Source organism: Methylobacterium planeticum (assembly GCF_008806345.1).
In the GTDB taxonomy this organism is placed as follows: domain Bacteria; phylum Pseudomonadota; class Alphaproteobacteria; order Rhizobiales; family Beijerinckiaceae; genus Methylobacterium; species Methylobacterium planeticum.
In genome coordinates this window covers 108,262-130,062 of the sequence record NZ_VZZJ01000014.1, presented here as the reverse complement: position 1 = coordinate 130,062, position 21,801 = coordinate 108,262, and the positions used below count along the sequence as shown (strand labels likewise).

At 68.2% G+C, this 21,801-nt stretch carries 16 protein-coding genes and 1 pseudogene; 3 read left to right on the top strand and 14 right to left on the bottom strand.

Going from position 1 to position 21,801, the window contains the following annotated elements; genetic code table 11:
• Positions 1-23: 23 nt before the first annotated feature.
• Positions 24-407, top strand: coding sequence for a PRC-barrel domain containing protein (locus tag F6X51_RS16720; RefSeq protein WP_246696849.1), 384 nt, complete (start codon positions 24-26; stop codon positions 405-407).
• 51 nt (positions 408-458) lie between these two features.
• Here the strand turns inward: F6X51_RS16720 and F6X51_RS16715 are convergent, their stop codons facing one another.
• Both F6X51_RS16715 and F6X51_RS16710 read right to left on the bottom strand, forming a co-directional pair.
• On the bottom strand, positions 459-644 hold the full coding sequence (locus F6X51_RS16715) for a hypothetical protein (protein WP_150964806.1): 186 nt from the start codon (positions 642-644) through the stop codon (positions 459-461).
• Positions 645-719: 75 nt separating this feature from the next.
• On the bottom strand, positions 720-1,124 hold the full coding sequence (locus F6X51_RS16710; protein WP_150964805.1) for a hypothetical protein: 405 nt from the start codon (positions 1,122-1,124) through the stop codon (positions 720-722).
• Between the two features lie 740 nt (positions 1,125-1,864).
• Here F6X51_RS16710 and F6X51_RS16705 point away from each other — a divergent pair.
• A complete protein-coding gene (locus F6X51_RS16705) occupies positions 1,865-2,293 on the top strand; it encodes a potassium channel family protein (protein ID WP_150964804.1) in 429 nt (142 codons plus the stop codon).
• Between the two features lie 278 nt (positions 2,294-2,571).
• Here the strand turns inward: F6X51_RS16705 and F6X51_RS28985 are convergent, their stop codons facing one another.
• Entirely contained in the window at positions 2,572-2,724 is a 153-nt protein-coding gene (locus F6X51_RS28985; RefSeq protein WP_191970146.1) for a hypothetical protein, read from the bottom strand.
• Between the two features lie 388 nt (positions 2,725-3,112).
• On the opposite strand from F6X51_RS28985, the gene F6X51_RS16695 reads away from it, so the two are divergent.
• The gene (locus F6X51_RS16695) at positions 3,113-3,346 is read left to right on the top strand and encodes a hypothetical protein (RefSeq protein ID WP_150964803.1); all 234 of its coding nucleotides are present in this window, start codon (positions 3,113-3,115) and stop codon (positions 3,344-3,346) included.
• Between the two features lie 42 nt (positions 3,347-3,388).
• Here the strand turns inward: F6X51_RS16695 and F6X51_RS16690 are convergent, their stop codons facing one another.
• From F6X51_RS16690 to F6X51_RS16635, 11 genes and pseudogenes are all read right to left on the bottom strand, one after another.
• Complete coding sequence (locus F6X51_RS16690) at positions 3,389-5,587, bottom strand: hypothetical protein (protein ID WP_150964802.1); 2,199 nt, start codon at positions 5,585-5,587, stop codon at positions 3,389-3,391.
• 42 nt (positions 5,588-5,629) lie between these two features.
• Complete coding sequence (gene aspD / locus F6X51_RS16685; RefSeq protein ID WP_150964826.1) at positions 5,630-7,276, bottom strand: aspartate 4-decarboxylase; 1,647 nt, start codon at positions 7,274-7,276, stop codon at positions 5,630-5,632.
• A 29-nt stretch (positions 7,277-7,305) separates the two neighbouring features.
• The gene (gene aspT, locus F6X51_RS16680) at positions 7,306-8,985 is read right to left on the bottom strand and encodes an aspartate-alanine antiporter (protein ID WP_150964801.1); all 1,680 of its coding nucleotides are present in this window, start codon (positions 8,983-8,985) and stop codon (positions 7,306-7,308) included.
• Between the two features lie 512 nt (positions 8,986-9,497).
• On the bottom strand, positions 9,498-10,373 hold the full coding sequence (locus tag F6X51_RS16675; RefSeq protein ID WP_150964800.1) for a DUF4344 domain-containing metallopeptidase: 876 nt from the start codon (positions 10,371-10,373) through the stop codon (positions 9,498-9,500).
• Positions 10,374-11,548: 1,175 nt separating this feature from the next.
• Positions 11,549-13,136 (bottom strand): annotated as a pseudogene (locus F6X51_RS16665) (gamma-glutamyltransferase family protein).
• Positions 13,133-14,068: an ABC transporter ATP-binding protein gene (locus F6X51_RS16660; RefSeq protein ID WP_150964798.1), complete on the bottom strand. Its 936-nt coding sequence runs from the start codon at positions 14,066-14,068 to the stop codon at positions 13,133-13,135. Before F6X51_RS16660 ends, F6X51_RS16665 begins: the two are co-directional and overlap by 4 nt.
• Positions 14,065-15,111 carry an ABC transporter ATP-binding protein gene (locus F6X51_RS16655; protein ID WP_150964797.1) on the bottom strand — a complete coding sequence of 349 codons (1,047 nt, stop codon included), beginning with the start codon at positions 15,109-15,111 and terminating at the stop codon, positions 14,065-14,067. Before F6X51_RS16655 ends, F6X51_RS16660 begins: the two co-directional genes overlap by 4 nt.
• The gene (locus tag F6X51_RS16650; protein WP_150964796.1) at positions 15,108-16,019 is read right to left on the bottom strand and encodes an ABC transporter permease; all 912 of its coding nucleotides are present in this window, start codon (positions 16,017-16,019) and stop codon (positions 15,108-15,110) included. The genes F6X51_RS16655 and F6X51_RS16650 overlap by 4 nt, the downstream gene beginning before the upstream one ends.
• Positions 16,020-16,116: 97 nt before the next feature.
• Positions 16,117-17,061: an ABC transporter permease gene (locus F6X51_RS16645; RefSeq protein WP_150964795.1), complete on the bottom strand. Its 945-nt coding sequence runs from the start codon at positions 17,059-17,061 to the stop codon at positions 16,117-16,119.
• Positions 17,061-18,560, bottom strand: coding sequence for an ABC transporter substrate-binding protein (locus F6X51_RS16640; RefSeq protein WP_150964794.1), 1,500 nt, complete (start codon positions 18,558-18,560; stop codon positions 17,061-17,063). The genes F6X51_RS16645 and F6X51_RS16640 overlap by 1 nt, the downstream gene beginning before the upstream one ends.
• A 948-nt stretch (positions 18,561-19,508) precedes the next feature.
• Entirely contained in the window at positions 19,509-21,743 is a 2,235-nt protein-coding gene (locus F6X51_RS16635) for a hypothetical protein (protein ID WP_150964793.1), read from the bottom strand.
• Between the last annotated feature and the right edge of the window lie 58 nt (positions 21,744-21,801).

The following is a 21,801-nucleotide window of genomic DNA, read 5'->3' as shown; positions in this document are numbered from 1 at the left end:
GGGAAACGTTGTGGGAGTCGGCAATGCCGAGGCATCTTCGCCTCTGGGTCTACGCCACGGCCGCGATGACGCTCGCCGGCTTGGCAGGCTCGGCAGGTTTGGCAAGCGCGCAGGAAGCCCGCTCGCTCCTTCTGAGCCGGGCGGATTCACGCATGCAGAGCGGTGCTGCCTCGCTGGTGCCCACGCTCCGCGGACGGTGGCTCTATGCCGATCACCGGCTCGTCGTGGGCCGTGTCCAGGACGTCCGTGTCTCGCAGGACGGCAACACGCTGATCGCGGTCGTGGCCCGTCGACGCTGGCTCGGAGGTGGAGCGATCGGCATCCCGGTTCCGTCCCTGAGCCAAGTGGACAACGACCTGACCGTCAGCGGCACGAGCCGGACCATTCGGGCGATGCCGGCCCTCTGAGGACCGGAGGCCGGCCCCTGATCCACTCGCCGCGGCGGAACGGGAAATGCGTCAGTATCGCCGGACGCGCACGGCGCGCGCATGGCCGTAAGGCCCGCGCCGGACGCCGACGGCTCCGTGCGGACCCACGCAACCGGCCCGGTACACGCCGCGCGCACAGACGACCGCGTTCGCATCGGTCGGCGCGAACGCGACCAAGCCGGCGAACAGTGCCACGATGACGAGGACGAATCTCATGGCGATGCCTCCCGCCGAAGCTCGGGCCTCCTCGCCGGCGGAGCCGGGATTTGGCCCGGATGCACCGAGAGGCGGTCAGTTGGCACGGCAGACGCCGGAATAGCTGTCGAAATACGCGTACGGCCCGCAACGTCCGTAAGTCGAGCCATAATAGCCGGCGGCCGCGGCAGCGCCGATTCCGGCCGCTGCGAGCCCGTAGCCGCGGTAGCCGTATCCGTAGCGACCGTAGCCGTAACGGCCGCCCCCCGCATAGCCGTAGCGGCCGACTCGTCCGTATCCACCGCGATAGCCGGCCACGCCGCCACGATAGCCACCGCGGAAGGCGCCCACCCGAGCGCCGTGGAAGCCGCCTCCCCGGAAGCCACCACCCCGGACGCCGGCACCATGGAAGCCGCCGCCGCGAAAGCCGCGCGCGTCTGCAGTCACGCTGGTCAAAATCAGGGCGGCAAAGGCTGCCGACGAGATCAGGAGCACCTTCATGAGAGTGTCTCCGTTCCGGATGACGATCTGACGAAGTGAGGCGCAGCGGAAGCCGCCGGCGTGATCGGACCTGCGGTCCGAGCGGCTCCAACGCCTTTCGCCCGGACAGTAGCACCGAGCGGGCAACGTCGCTTGATCCGAGGGGACACCCGGGCAAAGTCTGTTTGAAACCTCGGTCGGATGCCCATGGCAGCCCCGGGAGGCGGGGCGCGTCAACAATTTCGGCACCCCTGAACCTGACCCCGCCTCCGTGTCGGGCAAGCTCGGAAGCAAATCGTACCATGGCGCGCACCCAACGCGCGGTGAGACGGCCATCGGGCCCGGTGGGCCTTGCACGCCGCACCCTATTGGGCAAGCAATCCGTATAAGGTCACCGCGCAATCTGCCGTGATGACTGCGAACACGAAGGTGAAGATCTGCGTCAGCCCTGCCTCGGTCTCCAGATGCGCACGAAGGCTACGAAGATGTGCCATGGTCCGGCTCCGCTTTCGTCGCGCGCCATCAGAGCAGGTTTCGGCTTCGTCGTGAACCGCCAAGCTCCCGGGTTGCTGGCTGCCGACGGATCTGTCCACCATCGCGCGAGCGAAACATTGCCCCTCTCGGCAACCGGCGCAGGTTCGCCAGAGCGTCGCATCGGTGTTCCTTCTTGGATGACGATGCCCGCAACCCTGTGCTGAGCCGGGGCCGGTCGTTGGCTCCCGCGCCGGTGCTCAGGCGTGGGCGGGCAGCGGAGACTAGACATGCTGACTCAATTGATGGTCGGTGCCGGTGCGAGCGTCTGCGGCATCACGATCCATTCCTTCATGATGGCTGCGGTCCTGAGGGTGGCCCGTTCGCATGCCGTAAGGCCCGGGTACAGCAGCATGTCACTGGCGTGGATCATGTCATCCGCCGTGTGCGTCCTGATGGCGGCACACACGCTGGAGGTCACGATCTGGGCGGCCATCTACAAGGCCGTCGGGATCGCCCCGGTGGGCGCCGATCTCTTTTACTTCGCTTTCGTGAACTACACGACTTTGGGCTACGGCGACCTCATCCCGGTCGCACGCTGGCGTCTCCTCGGTCCGGTCGCCGCCATGAACGGCATCCTGCTGTTCGGCTGGTCGACCGCCGTCATCTTCGAGATCCTCCGCCGAACCCTGATGCGCATGGACGAGGTCGTGCGGTAAGGTCACCGCCGACGGCGAGCCGCTCCGCCCGGATCTTTGCACTCCGGTTTACCGGCCCGAGACATCAAGGCCAGCACGAGACCGCAGCCAGTGGTGACATGAGGCGGGCTGGGGCGGCGCGAGATGCAGCGTGTGCGGACGCTGCTTCGGATCGCGGTGCGGGCAGCACAAGCCGGATGCCCCAGCCCATCAAGCTCGGCATTTCGAACTCTGCGAAGGTCGGGATGGAGCGTTCCGTCGCACCGGATCGCGCGCGATCACGATGGGGCCGGCCACGGTCACGCGAGCGTTGCACAGCCGCGCGTCGTCGCCAGTAATCTGAGCCGAATGCCCGACATCGCGTACTCGGCGTTGCAGAGGCTGCGGCAAAGGGAGTGGCGGACCAGCGTGACCGTCTGGCTCGTGATCTGCGACCCGAGCGTGCTCGACATGGTGCGGCGCGCAGCCCTGGATCAGGAACTCGGCCCGGACCGTCTCCCGTTCAACGCGCGAGCCGCCACCGCACGCTACCAGGCGCTTCACGCGCCCTCAGCGCCCAACTCGAGCGCTCTCCGCCGAAGTGCACACCGGTTCGGCGGAAGTCCCGGCGCCAAGATGTGCAAGCCGCGAGCGCCGGTGACGAAGGCAATCGTGCCGGCGCCGGGCTCGCCGTCGAGGCAACGGGGAAGTGGTCGAGAGCACGCGACGGCGTCTTGCACATTGAGAATTTGAACTTGTCGGGTGCATTGGGCTCCGATGTCGAATCGTCGGGCCCGCAAAGATTGTCCGAGTGCATACGGCCACGCTTTCGCCTCAGTGAGGTTGCCGCATGGGACGATCATGACTGCATCGCCTACCTTCGAAATTCGAATCACGACCAGCGAGACCGGCAGCATCCTGCGCGCGCCGACCGAGCGCGAGATCGCCACCAAGGCGGAATTCCTGATCCGTAGGGTTCACGCGCGGGGCGAGTTGGTCGCCTACAGCATCGCGGGGCCGGGCACCGATGCCATCGGCCGGATCAGGGCCTACCTTCAGGACGTTCTGGTCGAGATCGCGCATCTGAGCCTCTGACCGCTTCGAACGCCAGGCGCGCGCCGGCGCCGATGAGGCGTCTCAGTCCGGCGGCCGGAAGCGGGGCGATGCCGGCGCGGCGTAGGGCTTGCCGTCCGGGCCGACGGCGCCCGCGAAGGCGCGCTCCCCCGACGCATCCGCGCAGGCGAGGCCGCCCTCGCCCGTCTCGCCGACGAGGCAGGCGGAGGTTGCGGCGAGCGCGCCCGGCACGAGGGTGAAGTCTCCGCGTGCAGGCGTCCGGAAGCCCGGATCGCCCATGCGCCCGTGACGCTCGAATGTGGCCGGCAACCCGTTCCCCTGGGGAAAGCCGTTGCTACTGACATCATGGTCGAACACGCTGGCGAGCGAGGGCAGGTCCTCGCCGCGCTCGTCCATCGGCAGCCAGCGGAAGCAGTCGAAGAAGGGCACGCTGCCCCGAGTGCCGGCATAGCGGCCAAGATCGTCCGATCTGACGAATTCCCGACCGCAATCGGTCGCGAAGGTCTCGGGCCTGACCTTGCAGAGGCTCGCATCGTAGCCCGGGACGCCCGGCTCGCAGAACAGCACGGCGTTGTTCCAGTGCCGCAGGTTGGCGGCGGCGCCGATGCCCGTCACGGGTGCCCGCAGGAACCAGCTGTTGTTGAAGACGTAGATCGGCGCTCGCGCCGCGTACCGGAACGTGCCCGGGGCCGCTCCCTTCTCCGGCAGGGCGAGCTTGATCACGCGCCCCAGGATGCTCGCCGCGCAGGATTGTTCCGCCGGATCCATCCAGTCGACCCGGCCAGCGGCGTCGATCGCCTCGACGCCGACCGGGAGCCAGCGGACCTTGAGGTAATCGAACCGGCGGTCGAGCGCGGGATCAAACCCTGCGCCGGTCGCGGGCAGCGGCCGGCGCGAGCAGGGCGGGCCGCCCGGCGCCGAGGGCGTCCAGGCGAGCGATGGCATGTCGTCGAACCAGCCTCGATTGCCGTAGACGTAGACAGGACCGCCGCCCATGTCGTCGAACGAGAACCAGGCATGGGCATTGTGAATGCGGTTGTGGAAGATGTGCGCGTTCGTCGCCCAAGTCTCCAGCTCGACCGGATTGTCGCGCACATAGGAAAACAAGTTGTCGAAGATCCAGAGGTTCGCGTTGAAGGGGCAGGAGGTGGGCGAGAGCCCCGATGCCGGAAGGTCCTCGCAACCGCTCGCCTTCAGGCGGATCCCGTTATAGGCAGCCAGCACCCTGTTCCGGCGGAAGATGACCGGCCCCTGGACGTCGCTGCCTCCGAGGAGCGCGCCGTTGAAATGCTCGTAGGTCCCATGGTGGCTCACACCCCAGGGAATGCTCCGCCACATCAGGCCCGGGCAGCCGAGTTCGGTCGTCCGTCCGTCGCGACACCGGAACGGGCCTTCGCGGGTGAGACTCGCCGGGTCAAAGCCGCTTGCATCCTGCACCCAGGTGACGTTCTCGACGGTGAGCGTGTCGGACGGATGGTCCGCCCGTCCCCTGGCGGCGAGACCGTAGCTGCTCCCGATGATCAGCGACCGACGCAGCACGATGCGCCGGCTGCCGATGGCGCGGACCGCTGCCAGCCAGCAATCCTCGAACGTCAGGTCCTCGACGACGAGCCCGTCGACGCGGTCGAGATCGAGACAGGCGGCTTCGGCGAGCCGTCCGATCCTGCCGATGGGGATTGCGAGATGCGCGCCGGCAGTGCGCGCCCCGCCGTCCGCCGGAGGGCTGGCGGATCCCAGCAGGGCCGCGAACAGGTCGGATTTCCGCGGCGCGGCGAGAACGGCGTAGAGATCGCCGCAGGATCGCTCGCCATGGTCGTCCGGCATGGGGCAGTCGCGGACCCGGTCGACGCTCTTTCCGACCATGCGGGTTTTCGCGCCCAGGCCCCTGACGGTGATCGGCAACGCGTCCGGCGCCCCCTTCTGCGAGAGCGCAACGCGCTCCCGGTAGAGCGTCACGGCGTCCGGCTTCGGATCGTCCGCGAGGAGTTGGACGACGTCGCCCGGCAGGGCGGACCGCATGGTCGCCGACGAGTAGGGCTGCGTCAGCTCCGCGGCCATTGTGCCGTCCGCGGCGTAGCCGGGCCCCGAACCCGCCGGCGTCACGAAGATGGTCTTGGCGGCCGCACTCTGTGCCGCGCCCTCGGCGGTCAGGATGGCGAGCGCGAGCATGAGTGCAGGACCGGCCGCGCCGAAGCGCGGGCGGGACGCCCGGGCCGGCCGCGCGGGGCCGCGGGCTGACGGCAGGACCGGTGTGGCCTTCATCGGCATCTCCTGTCCGCGCGACGGCGCCGCGCCCGGCGGCGTCTACTCAGCCGGCACCTCCTCCGCCTCGCGCCTCACCTCCGTCGCGCGCTTGCCGGCCTCGTAGGCATCCCGGTAGCCGCGCGCGACCGCGCGCACGCCGCGGCCGATATCGTCGTAGACATCGTCGGGCAGGTTGGCGAGCGAGACGCGGAGCGACCAGTTCGGCGCCTCGAAGCCGCCGCCGTTGAGCAGCACGATGCCGTGGACCTCGGCGAGGCGGAAGGCGAGATCCAGCGGGTGAACGTTCTCCTTCAGGTATTCGACCGCATCGTCGCCGATGTTCTTGCGCGCCCAGAACTCGAAGTCGATCAGGCCGTAATAGGCGTCGAAGTTCGGGTTCGGCGTGAGCTTGAGGCCGAGTCCATCGATCATCGCCAGGGCACGCCGATGCACGATGTCGATGCAGGCGGCCTGATAGGCCTTCTGCTCGTCCATCAGCTCGGCCAGGGAGAACAGGCTCATCATCACCTGCTGCGGCAGCGAGAGGCCGGCCGTGTGGTTCAGCGCGACGTCGCGGCTGTCGGCCACGATGCGGTCGATGAACTTCAGCTTCCGCGGCTCGAGCGTGAGAGGGCCGTAGCGCCTGTCGAGCGTCGCGGTCTCGGATGGCGGCAGCGCGGCGATCATATCATCGAAGATGTTGTTCTCGTGCAGCGCGATGACACCGAGGCGCCAGCCGGTGCAGCCGAAGTATTTCGAGTAGGAGTAGACGCCGATCGTATTTTGCGGCAGTTTGGCCAAAAGGGATTGGAAGTCTTGAACGAATGTCCCGTAGACGTCGTCGGTGAGGATCATCAGGTCGGGCCGCTTGGACTTGACGAGCTTGGTGATCTTTGCGGCGGTCTCCTTACTCAGAGCCATGCCGGTCGGATTGCCCGGGTTGACGAGGAAGAAGGCTTTGACCTTCGGGTCGAGCAGTTTGTCGAGCTCCTCGTCGGTGAATTGAAACCTGTTCTCCTGCGGCGCCTTGATGTGGACGACGTTCAGGGCGTAATCCTCGAGATGCGTCATCTCCAGGTAAGGCGTGAAGATCGGCGTCCCGAGGGCGATCGTGTCCCCCGGAAGCAGCAATCGATTGGCCTTGAGCGACTTGAAGAGGTAGCACATCGCCGCCGTGCCGCCCTCGACCGCGTAGAGGTCGAACCTGCCGGCCGGTTTCTTTCCGCCGCACATCGCCCACAGCAGGTACTCGTGGACGATCCGCTCGTTGTGGACGAGCATCCGATCCGGAACCGGGTAATTGTCGCCGATGATCGAGTCGACGAGCTCATGCACGAACGCGTCCGGCTCGAAGCCGAATGTTTTCACCGCAAAGGGGATCATTTCGGAAAGGAACGGAGCCCCCGGCATGTCCGGGTGTTGCGCAAGCCACGTGTCCAGGCGGGCGGCGATGCCACCGGCTTGAGGCATGCCTCCGAGCCCGGCGGGGTGGCTCATGGTGCGCTTGCTCTCGCCGATGGCGAACTGCCCCAGCAGGAAGAAGCCTTCGCGCGGCGCCGTGGCGATCCAATTGGGATTGCCGCGCCCCGCATTGAGAAAGGCCGCCTGGGTTCTCCGCGAGCTCGCCTTGGCCAGCTTGATCAACTCGTCCTTGATCTCGAACGGAGACAGGGCTTCGAAATCCTTGAGGTTCAGCGCTCCGGACATGTCGATACTCCCGTGATTGCGGATTCTTGTCATACCGAGAGAAGTACGATGGCCATGCCGAAGATGGTCAGCACCGTATTGCCGACGGCGTAGGGCATCCCGTAGCCGAGCGCCGGGATCTTGCTCTTGGCGGTCTCTTGGATCATCCCGAGCGCCGCAGTCGTCGTCCGGGCGCCCGCACAGGCGCCGAAGAGAATCGCCGGGTGGAAGTGAAAAAGGTATCGGCCGATATAGATCGACAGGATCATCGGCAACGCGGTGGCGACGGCGCCCCACAGGAACAGGCTCAGGCCGACCGCTTTCAGCCCGGCGACGAATCCGGGACCGGCCGTGATGCCGACGACGGCGATGAACACGTTGAGCCCGAGCGTATTCAAGAGCCACAGGGCCGGCCCGGGAATACGGCCGAAGACGGGGCGGATCGTCCGCAGCCAGCCCAGCAGCAGCCCTGCCAGCAGCGCGCCGCCCGTGGTGGACAGGCTGATCGGAATTCCCCCGATCTTGTAGCTCAAGGCTCCGACCAGCCCGCCGAGCACGATGCCGGCTCCCAGGAAGGCCACGTCCGTGGTCTCGACCGGCCGGTCCGGATAGCCGAGATGCTGGATCGCGAGCTCCACATGGCGCCGCCCGCCCACGAGGGTGAGGACGTCACCGCGCAGAATCTGCGTGCCCGGCAGCACCGGGATCTCGATCATGTTGCGGGTGATCTTGCGAAGGTAGACGCCGCGCGTCCATTCGTTTTCGGACAGTTCCCGCAGGGTCTGGCCCCCCACTTTCCGCCTTGTCACGAAGACGTCGACGATTTCGGCGGGCACGTCGAGCAGTTCCCGGTCCTGCACCTCCTCGAGCATCGGGGTGATCGTCTCGACGAGGAGTTCTCGCCGCCCCGAGATCGCCACGACATCGCCGGGTTGCAGCACGGTGCTCGCGTCCGCCTCGATGATCTCCCGCCCACGCCGCACGCGCTCGACGAAGATCCGCAGGCCCGGCCAGATCGCCCCCACGGGCTGCCCGACGATGCTGCGGTCGGCGCCGACCCGATAGGCGCGGAGCTCGATCTGGCGGTAGGCGGAGGTGAGGCCCGGCTCCAGGGTCTCGCCGCCGCCCATCTTCGCCTCGTATTCCTTGCAGGCCTTGGCGAGATCGACGCCGATCAGCTTCGGGCCGAGCTGAGCCAGGATGATCGCCGAGCCGATCGTCCCGAAGATGTAGGTCACGGCGTACCCGATCGGGATCTGGTCATTGTAGGCCTTCACCTGTTCGGGCGTGAGGCCGAGACGCGAGATCTGGTCGGAGGCGACGCCGATCGAGGCCGAGATCGTCTGTGACCCGGCATAGAGCCCGGCCGTGTATCCGAGATCGAGCCCCGCGATGCGCGCGCAGAGCAGAGGGGCGATCAGGCACAGCGCGAGGACGACGATCGAGAACCCGATCTGCCGCGGGCCTTCTCGGGTCAGCCCGCTCATGAATTGCGGTCCGACGCCGTAGCCGATGGCAAAGATGAACAGGATGAAGAAGGCCGCCTTCACATTCGGGGACACGGCGATGCCGAGTTGCCCGATCGCGACGGCGGCCAGCAGGGTCGCGGTGACGTTTCCGAGGCTGAACCCCGCGAGCTTTCGGGGGCCGATTGCGAAACCGATCGCCAGCGACAGGAAGATCGCCAGTTCTGGGTAGTTACGCAGCGTGCCGACAAACCAGTCGATCATGACCGCACTCCCACGCAAGGACACGGGAACGTCACTGACCTGCGCTGTTCCCTCCTCCCGACGAGAGTGGACGGGTCACCGTGGAACGAGAGGCAATCGGAAGCGTTTTCGAGACCATTTCGGCGACGGGGGATCGCGGAGGCAGGCGGATGGGTCCTAGACGGCGCGAGCGGACGCGGAGGCCACTCGGCTTATATTGCTAGCCAGTCGAAGGTATAACCGACACCCTCGATGGCTGCTTGATCAAACGGGACAAACACCAGTACTCAACTGCACTGTCGAAGCCGGGTCAGCCACTTGCCGCCCGCGCCTGTTCTGACCTGCGAGCCAGACGGCAGCACCGGCGTGCCGGAGGCATGGCCAGAGCGATGCTGGCAGGCTTGTGGCGCGACGAGGTCGATGCGCCCGCGAGCGGTCGACGCCGACCTTTCCGGTTCGCCACATACCACCGGGCGAGCAACACCGCTGAACGCCCGCAACTCTTCGGCCAGGGACCGGAGCGGACTATCGCCTCAATCGTGCCTGCGTGCTCCCGACATCTTGCTGAATGCTCGACGTAGAGCTTGGCCATGCCTCGGGCAGACCCGCAGGTGAGGGCCGATCAGAGCCTGGAAAGCGACATTGACCTGATTGTATTCTTCTTTGCAGGTCTTGGCACGCTCGGGCGGCAGGTATCCCTTCTCGACGATGTAGCCGTAGCGGCGCCTATCTGAGCCATAGGCCAAGCAGGCGAGATTGTAGAACCGCTGCCAGGATAGACCATGCGCATCTGCGAAGCTGCCGCGGTCGATCGGCTCGTGCTTGCCGAGCGTTGCGAAAAAGTAGGCACTGCCATTCACGACGGTGCGCGCCTGCGCGGGGGTGAGATGCAGCAGGATGAGCGAGGCCACCTGATCGGCCCCATCCTCCTCACGGCCGAGGACGGGGATCCGCAGCAGGTCGAACAGGGCGTGGCTGCTCTCGTGGAAGAGGATCTGAAGGACAGGGCCCCGAACAGCATCGTCCCGAGTCACGCCGGCCGGAGACGTCGTGGCCGGCGCCAGCCTCAGGATGCTGCCGATGAGTTCGTAGCAGACGGTGACGGCGTGCGTGCGCGGGTCATACCATGCGTTGGGTTCGCCGGAGCATTCCGAGAGGCGGTAGGTCAGGCGCCTGGGCAGGCGGACGAGGTCGAGGATTGCCGCGACCCGCTCCAGGACGTGTCGCTCCCGCATGGTAACGGAGATCTCGCGAAGCGCTTGGTCCTTCGGAGCATCATAATGGACGCTGATGGGCCGCCTGCCAGGATGCGTCGTCCTGCGCGCCGCGACGTCCTCGCAGGTTAGCAGCACGGACAGGGACGCCAGAAGGAGCGTGAGGCCTACGGGGAATCCCTCGGAACTCCGCATCGAACCAGCCTGCTCGAAGTCAACGACTCATCAGACAGCGGACCTGCCTCGTCCGAGTCACGATCTTTGGGGAGCCCTGAAAAGCCGTGTCGGCAGCCGGATGTGCGCGTCGGCGCCTGTCACGATCAGATCGACACCGGCATCACGGCGCTTCAGCCGACCTGACCGGGCAGGTGTACCAAGACTCGGCACCTTGACCATGTGGGCCTTAGCATCGAAGGGAAAGCTCCGCTTGATCCAACGGGACTCTCGGCCGGATCTGCCGTCGGCGCCACGGCGGCCATCTTAGGCCCCGTCGGCTTGGGAACGCTGCGAACTTCCCTGTCGAGATCGCAGTCTTTAGTGAATGGACGCCGCTCGATCCGCGTCCGACGACGGCGTATCGAGGCGGCAGGCCCTAGTTCCCGTCCATCGGGATCGACGACCACGATCTCGCGGAAGCCGCGGCGCTGCAACCCCCATGTCTTTTCCATTGCCTGCTCAACCGTCCTGGAGGCTAAGGTCATCATCACGACGGCGCACGCGGCCATGCTGCACCACGTCAGCCTGGTCGCGGATACCTTCAGCCGCCTGACCGAGGTGGACGCGGCTTGAGCGACTGCGTCCGCGAGGGCAGAAACCTGCGATCGGAAGCGAGGCGTCGATGTCGCGTCCCGCGTGAACGGGCAGGGAATGGCGCGCCGTCAGTCCCGCCGGCATACCGGCCCGGCAGCACGCGTTTTGCATCAGTGCGCTGTCTCCGGTGGGGGCTGCCGATGCTGGAATTGCTGTCTCGCCTTCGCACACACCTGCTGTGTCAGCGCGCCGGTCGCGACGTCGCGGCTGCCGACCTCGCAGCGGCGAACGGAGACCTCGACGAAGCCGCCAAGCTTCTCGAGAGAGCCGACAGGCGCCTCAAGACGATCTACGGCTTGGACGCGTGGCTCACGTCCCATCAGTCAGCAACCCCCACTCACGCCTCCGCCGCACTGTCCTCAGCCCAAAGGGGTGCGGCGGTCCGATCCGGTTTGCCTCTTCGAGCCGATCCAGGAGACCCGCGATCTTGCCGCGAAGGAATTGCCGGCGCATCCGAAAGGCCAGTGGCTTGACAGTTCAAGTGCATGGCGTGTCCTATGTGTGGTCGAGCGCGAGGACCTTCGCCGTGCCGTCGCGTGCGAGGCCGAACCTGCCAGGCCTCAGTAGCCCATTGCCGAGCCGTCCTTGCGCGGGTCGGATCCGGCGACCAGCGTGCCCCGGGCGCGGTCGATCCAGATGATCTGGCCGCCGCCGAGCGGCAGGGGCGCGCACCACGGGGTGCCCGCGCGCGGCGAGCCCGGCCCCGAGGGCGTCGGCGAGGACCGGCTCCAGTTCCAGCGCGCCCCCGTAGGCGAAGCTGCGCGGGGCATCGAGGGCCTCCTGCACGTCGAGCCCCCGGTCGAGCAGGCCGCTGAGCAGCTCGACATGGCCCATCGCCTGGTAATGCCCGCCCATCACCCCGAACGGCGCCACCGCCCGCCCGTCCCGCATCAGCAGGCCCGGGATGATGGTGTGCATCGGGCGCTTGCCCGGCGCGACGCTGTTCGGATGCCCGGGCTCGACCCGGAAGCTGAGGCCGCGATTGTGCAGCAGCACCCCGCTCTCCGGCGCCATGATGCCGGTGCCGAAGCCCTGGAACAGGGAGTTGATCAGCGAGAGCGCGTTGCCCTCGGCATCGACGACGCAGAGATAGACCGTGTCCCGGTGGGCGGCCTCCTGGGCGACCTCCGGGTAGAGCACCGGCTCGCGGGCCCGGGCCATGTCGATGGCGCCGTGCGCGGAGGCGCGCCAGGCATCCGAGAGCAGGTGGTCGACGGGGACGCGCTGCAGGTCCGGGTCGGCGAAGAGCGCGTCGCGGTGGTGGTAGGCCTGCTTGCAGGCCTCGGCGAAGAGATGCACCCGGTCGAGGTCGGACAGGGCGCCGACGGGGTGGGGCTCGAGGAGGTTCAGCATCATCAGGGCGGCGAGGCCCTGGCCGGCGGGCGGGCACTCGTAGACGTCGTAGCCGCGGTAGCGCGTCGCGATCGGGGTCACCCAGGCGGGCGCGGCGGCGGCGAAATCCTCCAGGCTGTGGAGGCCGCCGAGGCTGCGCAGATGCGCCACGATGTCGGCGGCCACCGGCCCCTCGTAGAAGCCGCGTGGGCCCTCCTCGGCGATCCGCCGCAGGCTCGCCCCGAGGCGGGGGTGGCGGAAGACGCTGCCGGCCTCCGGCGCGCGGCCGTCCCTCAGGTAGGTCGCGGCGGCCGGCGCGTCGTGGCCGACGCGCGCGACGTTGCGGGCCCAGTCCCAGGCGACGCGGGACTGCACCGGGAAGCCCTCCTCGGCGTAGTGGATCGCGGGCCGCAGCAGCGCGCCGAGGGGGCGGGTGCCGTGGTCGGCCACGAGCCGGGCCCAGGCCGCGACGGCGCCCGGCACCGTGACGGCGTGGGGCGAGGTCTCGGTGATCGCGGTGCCGGTCTCGGCATACCATTCGGCGCGCGCCGCGGCGGGGCTGCGGCCCGAGCCGTCGAGGGCGACGGGCACGGAGGCGTCCTTCGGGGCGTAGAGGGCGAAGCAATCGCCGCCGATGCCGGTCATCAGCGGATCGACGACGCACTGCACCGCGACCGCCGCGATCCCGGCATCGACGGCGTTGCCGCCGGAGCGCAGCACCTCGATGGCCGTCAGCGTCGCGAGGGGGTGCGAGGTCGCGACCGCGGCGTTGCCGGCATGGACGGGGGAGCGCCCGGGTCTCGAGAAATCCCTCAACGGTCCGTCTCCTCAGGCAAGGGGTCTGCGGCGACCCAATGGCCCGGTCCCACCTCGACGAGGTCGCCGGGCCGGCCGGGGGCCGGGTTCGTCGTCTCCCGTGCGGCGAGGCGGGCGCGCTCGGCCGCCGGGTCGGGGAGCGGAACGGCCGCGAGCAGCCGTCGGGTGTAGGGATGGCGCGGATCCTCGTAGAGGCGGTCGCTCTCGGCGAGTTCGACGATGCGCCCGCGCCAGAGCACCGCGACCCGGTGGCAGAGATAGCGCACCATGCGCAGGTCGTGGGAGATGAACAGGTAGGACAGGCCCAGGTCGTCCTGCAGGTCCTGCAGCAGGTTGACGACCTGGGCCTGGATCGAGACGTCGAGTGCCGCGATCGGCTCGTCGGCAACGATGAAGCTGGGCTTCAGCGCGATGGCGCGGGCGATGCAGATGCGCTGGCGCTGGCCGCCCGAGAACTGGTGGGGATAGCGCCCCAGGAAGTGCGGATCGAGGCCGACACGCGCGAACAGGCTTGCCACCGCCTCGCGCCGCTCGGACCGGGCCATGTCGGGCCGGTGCAGCCGGAACGCCTCGGCCACGTAGGCGCCCGCGCTCATGCGCGGGTTTAGGGCAGCGTAGGGATCCTGGAACACCGTCTGGATGCGGGCGCGGGTGCGGCAGAGCGCCTGGGGCGAGAGCCGCGCGAGGTCGATGCCCTCGAATGCGATGGTGCCGGAAGTCGGCGGGTTCAGCATGGTCACGGCACGGCCGATCGTCGACTTGCCCGAGCCTGATTCGCCGACGAGGCCGAGCGTCTCACCGGGACGGATCTCGAAGCTGACATCCTCCACCGCCCGGAAGACGTCGGCCTTGCCGCCCCACCACGACCGCAGAGGATAGGATTTCGAGAGATTGCGCACCGAGATCACGGGGTAGGCCGGAGCTGCCTTCATGGGGTGTGCCCCTGTTGGGCGGCTTCGCGGGTGAGAAGCGCTGGCAGATCATACCACGCGGCCACGAGATGGCCCGGCGCGGCGCCAGGAGCCTGCGAGAGGGGCGGCATCTCGGCCCGGCAACGGGGTGTCGCGTAGGCGTTCCGGGGTGCGAAGGGATCGCCCGGCGGCGGGGTGCGCATGTCGGGAGGTGCCCCGTCGATCTGCTGCAGGCGCTTCCGCCCCGCACGACCGCGACTGAGATCCGGCAGGGAGCGCAGCAGCCCCAGCGTGTAGGCATTGCGGGGATCGCGAAACAGAGCGTCGACGGGGCCGCGCTCCAGGATACGCCCCGCATACATCACCTGAACGGTGTCGCTGATGCCGGCCACGACGCCGAGATCGTGGGTGATCCAGATGATGGCCATGCCAATCTCGCGCCTCAACTCCTGCACCAGGGCGACGATCTCGGCCTGCACGGTGACGTCGAGGGCCGTGGTGGCCTCGTCGGCGATGAGGAGCTTCGGCCGGCAGGCGAGCCCGATCGCGATCATCACCCGCTGACGCTGGCCGCCTGAGAATTCGTGCGGGTACTGGTCGAGGCGGCCCTTCGTATTCGGGATGCGCACGAGGTCGAGGAGGTCGCGGGCCCGAGCGCGCGCGGCGCGCTGATCGAGACCGAGATGGATGCGCAGGGGCTCGACGATCTGGGCCGCGACGCTCATGCCGGGGTTGAGGGAGCTCATTGGGTCTTGGAACACGAAGCCGATCTCGCCGCCGCGCACCCGGCGCAGGTCGCGCTCGGGGAGTGCGAGGAGATCGCGCCCCCCGAACCAGACCTTCCCACGCGTGACACGCCCGGGCGGGCGCGGGATCAGCCCCAGCATGGCAAGCACATGCACGCTCTTGCCCGAGCCGGATTCTCCGACGATGCCGAGCGTCTCGCCTTCGGCCAGCGTGTAGGAAACGCCGTTAACGGCGTGGACCGCACCGCCCTCGGTGTCGAATGAGACGGCGAGATCGCTCACGTCGAGGAGAGGGGGCCGTGTCGTGGAGCCGGTCATGTCCGCTGCCTCGGATCGAGGGCGTCGCGCAGACCGTCACCGAGCAGGTTGAAGGCCAGCACCGCGACGAAGATCGACAGGCCGGGCCAGATCGCCATCCAGGGTGCCTGATCCATGAAGTTCTTGGCGACGTTGAGCATCGCGCCCCAGGAGGGCTCGGGGGGCTGCTGGCCGAGGCCGAGGAAGGACAGGCTCGCCTCGGCGATGATCGCGGCCGCGATGGTGAGCGTCGCCTGGACCAAGATCGCCGGCACGATGTTGGGCAGGATGTGGACCAAGGCGATCCGCCAAGGCGGATTGCCGACCGAGCGTGCCGCCTCGACGAACTCCTCTGCCGCCACCGCCTGTACCTGGGCCCGGGTCAGCCGCACGAAGGTCGATGTGGCGGAGAGACCGATCGCCAGCATCGCGTTGGTGAGGCTCGGACCGAGGAAGGCCGCGAGGGCGATTGCCAGGATCAGGAAGGGGATGGCCAGGAGCGCGTCGGTGAGGCGCATGATCGCCCCGTCGACGAGACCGCCCGCGTAGCCAGCGACCAGCCCGATCGGGAGCCCGAGGGAGACGGCGAGCAGCACGGAGACGAGGCCGGCCCCGAGGGACGCGCGGGCTCCGTAGACGATGCGTGAGAGGACATCGCGCCCGACCTCGTCACCCCCGAACGGATGGGCGAGGCTCGGGGCGCCGCGGACATTGCCCCAATCCGTGGCGGTCGGATCGTAGGGCGCAACGACGTCCGCCAGCGCCGCCATCAACATCAGAGCTCCCACGACCACGAGCCCGACCACCGCGCTCGGTCGCGCCCTGAGGCGCCCCCAGAAGGCCGCGAGCAGGCCGGGCTCGCGGGTCGAGGCGACCCATGCGGCGGGCGGCGCGGCGACACCCGCATTCCCCTGACCGACGCCGCTCATGGGCACCCCTCCGAGCGCGCTTCCGCGCGGCGCGTCAGCCCCCCCGTTCGCCAGCGGAGCGCCGCACGCTGTGCGGCGCAACCCGGTTCGGACCGTGTCATGCCCGCCTCAGCTTCGGGTTCACCGCGGCCGAGAGCAGGTCGGCCGCGAGGTTGAGGGCAATGTAGGTGGCAGCCGTGCAGATCACGACGCCCTGCACGGTGGCGAAGTCCCGGTTGAACACCGCGTCCACCATCAGCTTGCCGAAGCCCGGCACGGAGAAGATCTGCTCCGTCAGCACGGCGCCCGAGAGGAGTTGCCCGAATTCGAGGGCACCGAGGGTGATGATCGGGATCGCGGCGTTCGGGAGCGCATGGCGTAGGATCAGGCGCAGCGGCGCGACGCCTTTGGCCCGGGCCGTGCGGACGTAGTCGGAGCCCAGCACGCCGAGCATCGCCGCGCGGGTGTGGCGCATCATCACCGCCGCGATGGCGTTGCCGAGAACGAAGGCCGGCATCGCCATGGCCTTGAGGTTGTCGACCAGGCTCTCGCTCGGCGGCACGTAGCCCGAGGCCGGCAGCCAGCCGAGATGCACCGAGAACAGCAGGATCATCAGGATGCCGAGCCAGAAGTTCGGCACCGACAGGCCCCAGAGAGCGATCCCGTTGGCGAGCGTGTCCGCGAAGGTGCCGCGCTTGACCGCCGAGAGGATGCCCATCGGTACCCCGAGGGCGAGGGCCACCAGCATGGCGAGGCAGGCGAGCTCCAGCGTCACCGGCAGCTTCTCGATGACGAGCTCGGAGACCGGCTTCTGCAACCGGATCGACTCGCCGAGGTCGCCCTTCAGCACCCCGCCCGCCCAGTAGGCGTAGCGAACGGGAAGCGGCTGATCGAGGTGGTATTTCTGGCGGATGAACGCGATCACCTCCGGGTCGCGCTCCTCCCCCGAGAGCGCGGTCGCGGTGTCGCCCGGCAGGAGCTGCTGCAGGGCGAAGATGATCATCGAGGCAAGCACCAGAGTCGGCACCGCCAGTGTCAGGCGCTGGGCGAGGAAGCGCAGCATCAGTTGAGCTTCAGGCCGGTGAAGCGCACGAGGCCGTCAGGGTACGGCACGAAGCCCGTGAGCTTCGGGCCGTAGGCCCAGAGCAACTTCCGGTGGAGCAGGTAGATGCCGGGACGGTCCGTCAGGACGCGGTCGGCGAGGCGCTTCCAAGCCGCCTGCCGGGTGCCCGCGTCGACGCTGCCGCGCTCGGCCTGCAGCGCTGCCTCGGCCTCTGTGCTGCAGTAGCGCGCGTAGTTCAGGGGCGCCTTGCACGACAGGAAGCTGAATGTGTTGCCGTCCGGGTCCGGCCGGCCGCTCCAAGAATAGAGGTAGGCCTCGTAATTCCCCTTGTCGGCGGCATCGAGGGCGGTGGTGAAGTCGGTGGCCTGGATCCTCACGTCGAAGCCCGCCTCTTTCGTCATCGCCTGGATCACCTGACCGACCTGGGGCGCCTCGCTGTTGGCGTAGACCGTGAGGGTGATCTGAGGCTTCGGCTGACCGGCCTCGGCGAGCAGCGCCTTCGCTTTGGCGACGTCGCGCTTCGGCAGTGGGTACTCCTTCACGTAGTTCGGGTGCTTGGGGGAAACCCATTGGTTGCCGGGCAGGAACTCGCCGTTGAACACCACTTGGTTCAGGGCATTGCGGTCGATCGCGAGATCGAAGGCCGCGCGTACCCGAGCGTCGGCCACGGGCGAGCCCTCGCGACCCGTGTTGAACAGAATTTCCTGGAAGCCGAGCTCGTAGGTCGTGCCGAGCTTGAGCTTGGCATCGCGCGAGACCTGGGGGACGTCGGTGGGCGCAAGACGCTCGAGGAGGTCGAGCTGGCCGGCCCGCAGGTTGGTGAGTCGCACCGTGGAATCGGGGATCGGCCGGAACTCGATCCTCTGGATCTGGATCTGGTCCTTGTTCCAATAAGCGGGGAAGCGCTCGACCACGATGCGGTCCTGCGGCACCCGCTCGACGAACCTGTAGGGACCGGCGCAGACGGGGGATGTCGAGAACTTGTCGCCGAGCCGCTCGGCGGCCTTCGGCGAGACCATCATGCCGGCCCGGTCGGTGAATTGTGCCAGCAGGGGCGCGAAGGGCTGCTTCAGCTTGATCGTGAAGGTGAGGGGATCGACCACCTCGACGGTGTCGATCGGCGCGATCTCGCCGCGGCGCTGCGAGCCCGGCATCTTCAGGTGTCGCTCGATGCTGTACTTCGCCGCCGCCGCGTCGAGGGGCTCGCCGTCGTGAAACGTGACGCCCGGGCGCAGGTGCATGGTCAGCGCCTTCTCGTCGGACGAGAGCTCCCAATGCGTCGCGAGTTGTGGCACCGGCTTCAGGTCGGGTCCGATATCGACGAGCTTGTCGCAGAGCGCCGCGAAGATCATTCGGCTCGCGAAGGTCCGGGCCAGCGTCGGATCGAGAGCGTCCGAGTCCTCCATCAGGCCGAAGCGCAGGGTCTGGGCGGAGGCAGGCGGCGCGGCGGATGCGAGAGCGAGCCCTGCGGCGAAGCAGGCTGCAGTATGACGCAACATCGAGGGTTCCCGGGTGCAGGGGTGTCGGGCGAACCCCGCCGTGCCGGGGTGTCGCGGCCGAAGCGCGCGGAGGCGCAGGTCCGCCCGAGATCAGGCACCATTCATGCCACGGCGCACGCTGTCACGAGTGGCGGCGTGCCGTCAAATCCGACGTGAGACTACCGCGCCGCGGTGGGCTGACGGCTCGGATCCCAGGGTGCACGAAGGAAACGTCGGCCACGCAGGCATCTGCCACATCTGGCATCAGCCACATCTTGATCGATCGCAGGCGGCGCCTGTTACCGGCGAGGCGCTGCGCGCCCGTTCGGTGCGAGGCTGCCCGGCTTTGGACATGTTGCCGCGCGGGGCCTGACGCAGCTCTTCGTCCAGCGCTACGACGCGCGCTTCGAAGGGTTGGTCCTGTGGGACCTCACGCGAACTGACCGCCCCGCCTCACTGTTGCCGGGTCTCGCCGAAAGCTGGGAGCAGGCGGCCGACGACAAGCGCACGTGGATGCCGTAGTTGCAGGAGCGTCATCCAGAACGCGCATCGCCGGTCATCTCCGCGATCTTCCCGAGCGCGCGACGTGTGAAATCATGATCAATCACCGTGCTGGATGTATTGGGCGGACGCTTCCTCGGCATCCGCCGCATCCCAACCAGGCAGCGCGGCAGAATTTCCCTGAAGAATGACGAACGGGCAGCCGTGAGACTTTGTGTATGCGGCTCGATCCTCTTCGTATCGCCCGATACCGGCCGTTACGCCTGGCGCTCATGAGCGGGCATTCTTCTCGCGCGTGGTCAAGGTTTGGAATGGATCACTCCGAGGCTTTCGTCGAAGCCGGGTGGAACGTTCGCTTACCCGCACCTTGAGCCCCGAAGCACACAGGCCGCTATCGGCCATGATCCGTCTTCTGGACCGATCGAATCCGTCTGCCCGGAAGCGCGGGCTCCGAAGGCCGGCTCCGGATCACTCTCTTCCGTTGGTCACCGGCGCCTTATCGGCCGGCTGTTGATCCGGGCCGCCCATCCGATCGGTCATGCGCGGCGCGGATCCCGTGATGTCGTCCATCACGAGTTGGTTCATGGCGCAGATGAAGGACGAGAGGCGATACCCGTCGTGGCGCGAGAGCGCGTTGTCGAAGGCGCGCATGTTCCAGAAAGGATCGTTGGCAAGCGTGATCGGCGCGATTCCCGTCAGGGTAAGCCCGTGGAGGAAGCGCGCCGCCGGCCTGCCGAGGCTGGAATCGACTGAGTCCGCCGGAGCGAGGTCCTCGCTATCCCAGAACAATCCGGACAGTTCCTTCCTGCGCGTGCGCGCCCGGGTCAGCCAGCGGTCCGAGCGCGGGCAGTCGATCGCGGCGTCCGCGAGCGTCGCGTAGGGATGGTGCCCCTCTGCGCGGGCATCGCGCAGGCCGAGCAGCTCGTGGGTGGTGCCGAACGGCGCGGCCGACGGTTGCGCGTCCGCGAGCACGCCGGCCGCCGGACGAGGCGGATCGAGGTTTCCGATCGTGTGCGACTCCTCCCGCAGGCTGACTTGGAACGGGAAAGTCTCGGCGAGCACCGAGAGGGCGCGCAGCGGCAACGTCAGGAGCGCGTCGAGGGTGCCGGAGGCCTTCGGAGGCACGCAGCTCATCCCGCGGGGCTGGCGGCGTTCGAAGCGGGCGGCAACCCGGTCGAGGTAGCCGGCCGCCGGGCGGAAATCGAGCTTGAAGGTCGGGAACAGGTCGTGCGTCGCCCAATCATAGTCGACGCCGGAGTCGAACATGGCGTCGGTGTTCGCGAGGCGCTGCCGGATCCGCTGCCGCGCAGCCTGGAAGCCATCGTCGATCTCGAGGCCGATCCAGGCGCAATCGCCCGGCCGCAGTCCGCCCGCCGGGAATGCCAGCGCCGCTGTCATGGAGATCAGCACGGGGCGCTGCTCGGGCGGGAAGGTGCCGGCATCCCGGGCAACCTCGGCGGCCGGGGTGTGCTCGTCGGCGTGGAGCGCGATGCGCTCCCAGACCGCGCGCTGGATCGCCGTCCATTTGCTCGCCTCGGACGCTGGATTGATCAGGACGACGAGGTTGCCGAGGACGGGCGGCAGCGTCTCGCCGAAGCGGTGGCGGCGCACGGCCTTGAGCACGTCGTCCTTGAGGCCGGTGGCCAGCATGTTGCCGCCCAGACTGTGCCCGGCCACGATCAGTCGGTTGTCGCCTTCGCGGCCGCCCGGGCGCGGCGCAGCCAAGACCGACTCGATGGAGCGCAGGGCCGAGATCGCAGCGGGCGCGATGGCCTCGCTGACCGGCTTGCGGTCGAACAGGGTGGCGGCCGCCGAGACGTCGCCGAAGAAGCCCCCGACCGCGTCACCGAACAAATCCCGCAGGCCCCGCTCGTCGACGCGCGCGCCGCGCCAGCCGACATAGATGGCGGTGACCTTCATCTCGCACGCCGTCGGATTGGTGGGGCAGCGCTGTTGCAGGAAGCGTGCGGCATGGGCCGCGTAGAGGCGCAGATCGGCGACGTTGCCGTCGCCGATGCGGGCGTCGTGGCGCCAGCCGTGCACGAAAACCAGGACGTAGTTCGCGCCGGTCGAGAGATGCTGCTTGAGCGCGTCGAGCTGGGTGATCACCGGCCTGACCCCGGAGGCCGCCGCGCCGCTCGCGCGCATCTGGCTCTCCATGGCGTGGCGCAGCATCGCGCTCGTGTTGGCCACGTCGCTGCCGCCGCTACGGGATACGAGGGCGTAGGGCTCGCCGTCCTCCTGAAACTCCAGGAAGCCGAGCGTGTAGTCGAGCGGCTTGCCGTCCGGACGTTCGGAGGTGACGACGTGGCGCTGCAGGGCGCAGCGGAAGCGGGTACGCCAGCGCGGATCGCTCGCGATGGCTGCATTCTCGTCGTTGCTCGGATCGACCCAGCCGCCATCATCGGCCGTGCTGGCTCCGGAAAGCCGTCGACGTCCGGTCTCGGCCAGGATGGTCCAGCCCTGGGCGAGACCATCGCGGCATTCGGGGATGGAGGGGTCTAGGTTGCGATAGGCCTGCGCCTTCGGCGTCGACAGAACCCCGTAGTTCACGAACAGGACGCCGAAGACCAGGATGGCTGCGCCGACCACGGCGGCAGTGATCGCGTGCAGGACGCGCACGTAGCCGCGCCAGATCGGCGCGAGCCAGGATCGTCTCGAGCCGGATGCGGTGCGCCGATCGGTCGTCTGTTGCGAGCGCACGGGAACGACGCCTTGCTCAAGGCCTGCGGGAACACCTGCCATTTTGCCTAAGCGTCAT

Excerpts from the sequence above, each read along its gene's own strand:
- F6X51_RS28985 (WP_191970146.1), bottom strand. The coding sequence starts at position 2,724 with ATGTCGAGCACGCTCGGGTCGCAGATCACGAGCCAGACGGTCACGCTG.
- F6X51_RS16675 (WP_150964800.1), bottom strand. The coding sequence starts at position 10,373 with ATGCGGAGTTCCGAGGGATTCCCCGTAGGCCTCACGCTCCTTCTGGCG.
- F6X51_RS16710 (WP_150964805.1), bottom strand. The coding sequence starts at position 1,124 with ATGAAGGTGCTCCTGATCTCGTCGGCAGCCTTTGCCGCCCTGATTTTG.
- F6X51_RS16695 (WP_150964803.1), top strand. The coding sequence starts at position 3,113 with ATGACTGCATCGCCTACCTTCGAAATTCGAATCACGACCAGCGAGACC.
- F6X51_RS16720 (WP_246696849.1), top strand. The coding sequence starts at position 24 with ATGCCGAGGCATCTTCGCCTCTGGGTCTACGCCACGGCCGCGATGACG.
- F6X51_RS16655 (WP_150964797.1), bottom strand. The coding sequence starts at position 15,111 with ATGACCGGCTCCACGACACGGCCCCCTCTCCTCGACGTGAGCGATCTC.
- F6X51_RS16705 (WP_150964804.1), top strand. The coding sequence starts at position 1,865 with ATGCTGACTCAATTGATGGTCGGTGCCGGTGCGAGCGTCTGCGGCATC.
- F6X51_RS16660 (WP_150964798.1), bottom strand. The coding sequence starts at position 14,068 with ATGAAGGCAGCTCCGGCCTACCCCGTGATCTCGGTGCGCAATCTCTCG.
- F6X51_RS16650 (WP_150964796.1), bottom strand. The coding sequence starts at position 16,019 with ATGAGCGGCGTCGGTCAGGGGAATGCGGGTGTCGCCGCGCCGCCCGCC.
- F6X51_RS16715 (WP_150964806.1), bottom strand. The coding sequence starts at position 644 with ATGAGATTCGTCCTCGTCATCGTGGCACTGTTCGCCGGCTTGGTCGCG.
- F6X51_RS16640 (WP_150964794.1), bottom strand. The coding sequence starts at position 18,560 with ATGTTGCGTCATACTGCAGCCTGCTTCGCCGCAGGGCTCGCTCTCGCA.
- F6X51_RS16690 (WP_150964802.1), bottom strand. The coding sequence starts at position 5,587 with ATGAAGGCCACACCGGTCCTGCCGTCAGCCCGCGGCCCCGCGCGGCCG.
- F6X51_RS16645 (WP_150964795.1), bottom strand. The coding sequence starts at position 17,061 with ATGCTGCGCTTCCTCGCCCAGCGCCTGACACTGGCGGTGCCGACTCTG.
- aspT (WP_150964801.1), bottom strand. The coding sequence starts at position 8,985 with ATGATCGACTGGTTTGTCGGCACGCTGCGTAACTACCCAGAACTGGCG.
- aspD (WP_150964826.1), bottom strand. The coding sequence starts at position 7,276 with ATGTCCGGAGCGCTGAACCTCAAGGATTTCGAAGCCCTGTCTCCGTTC.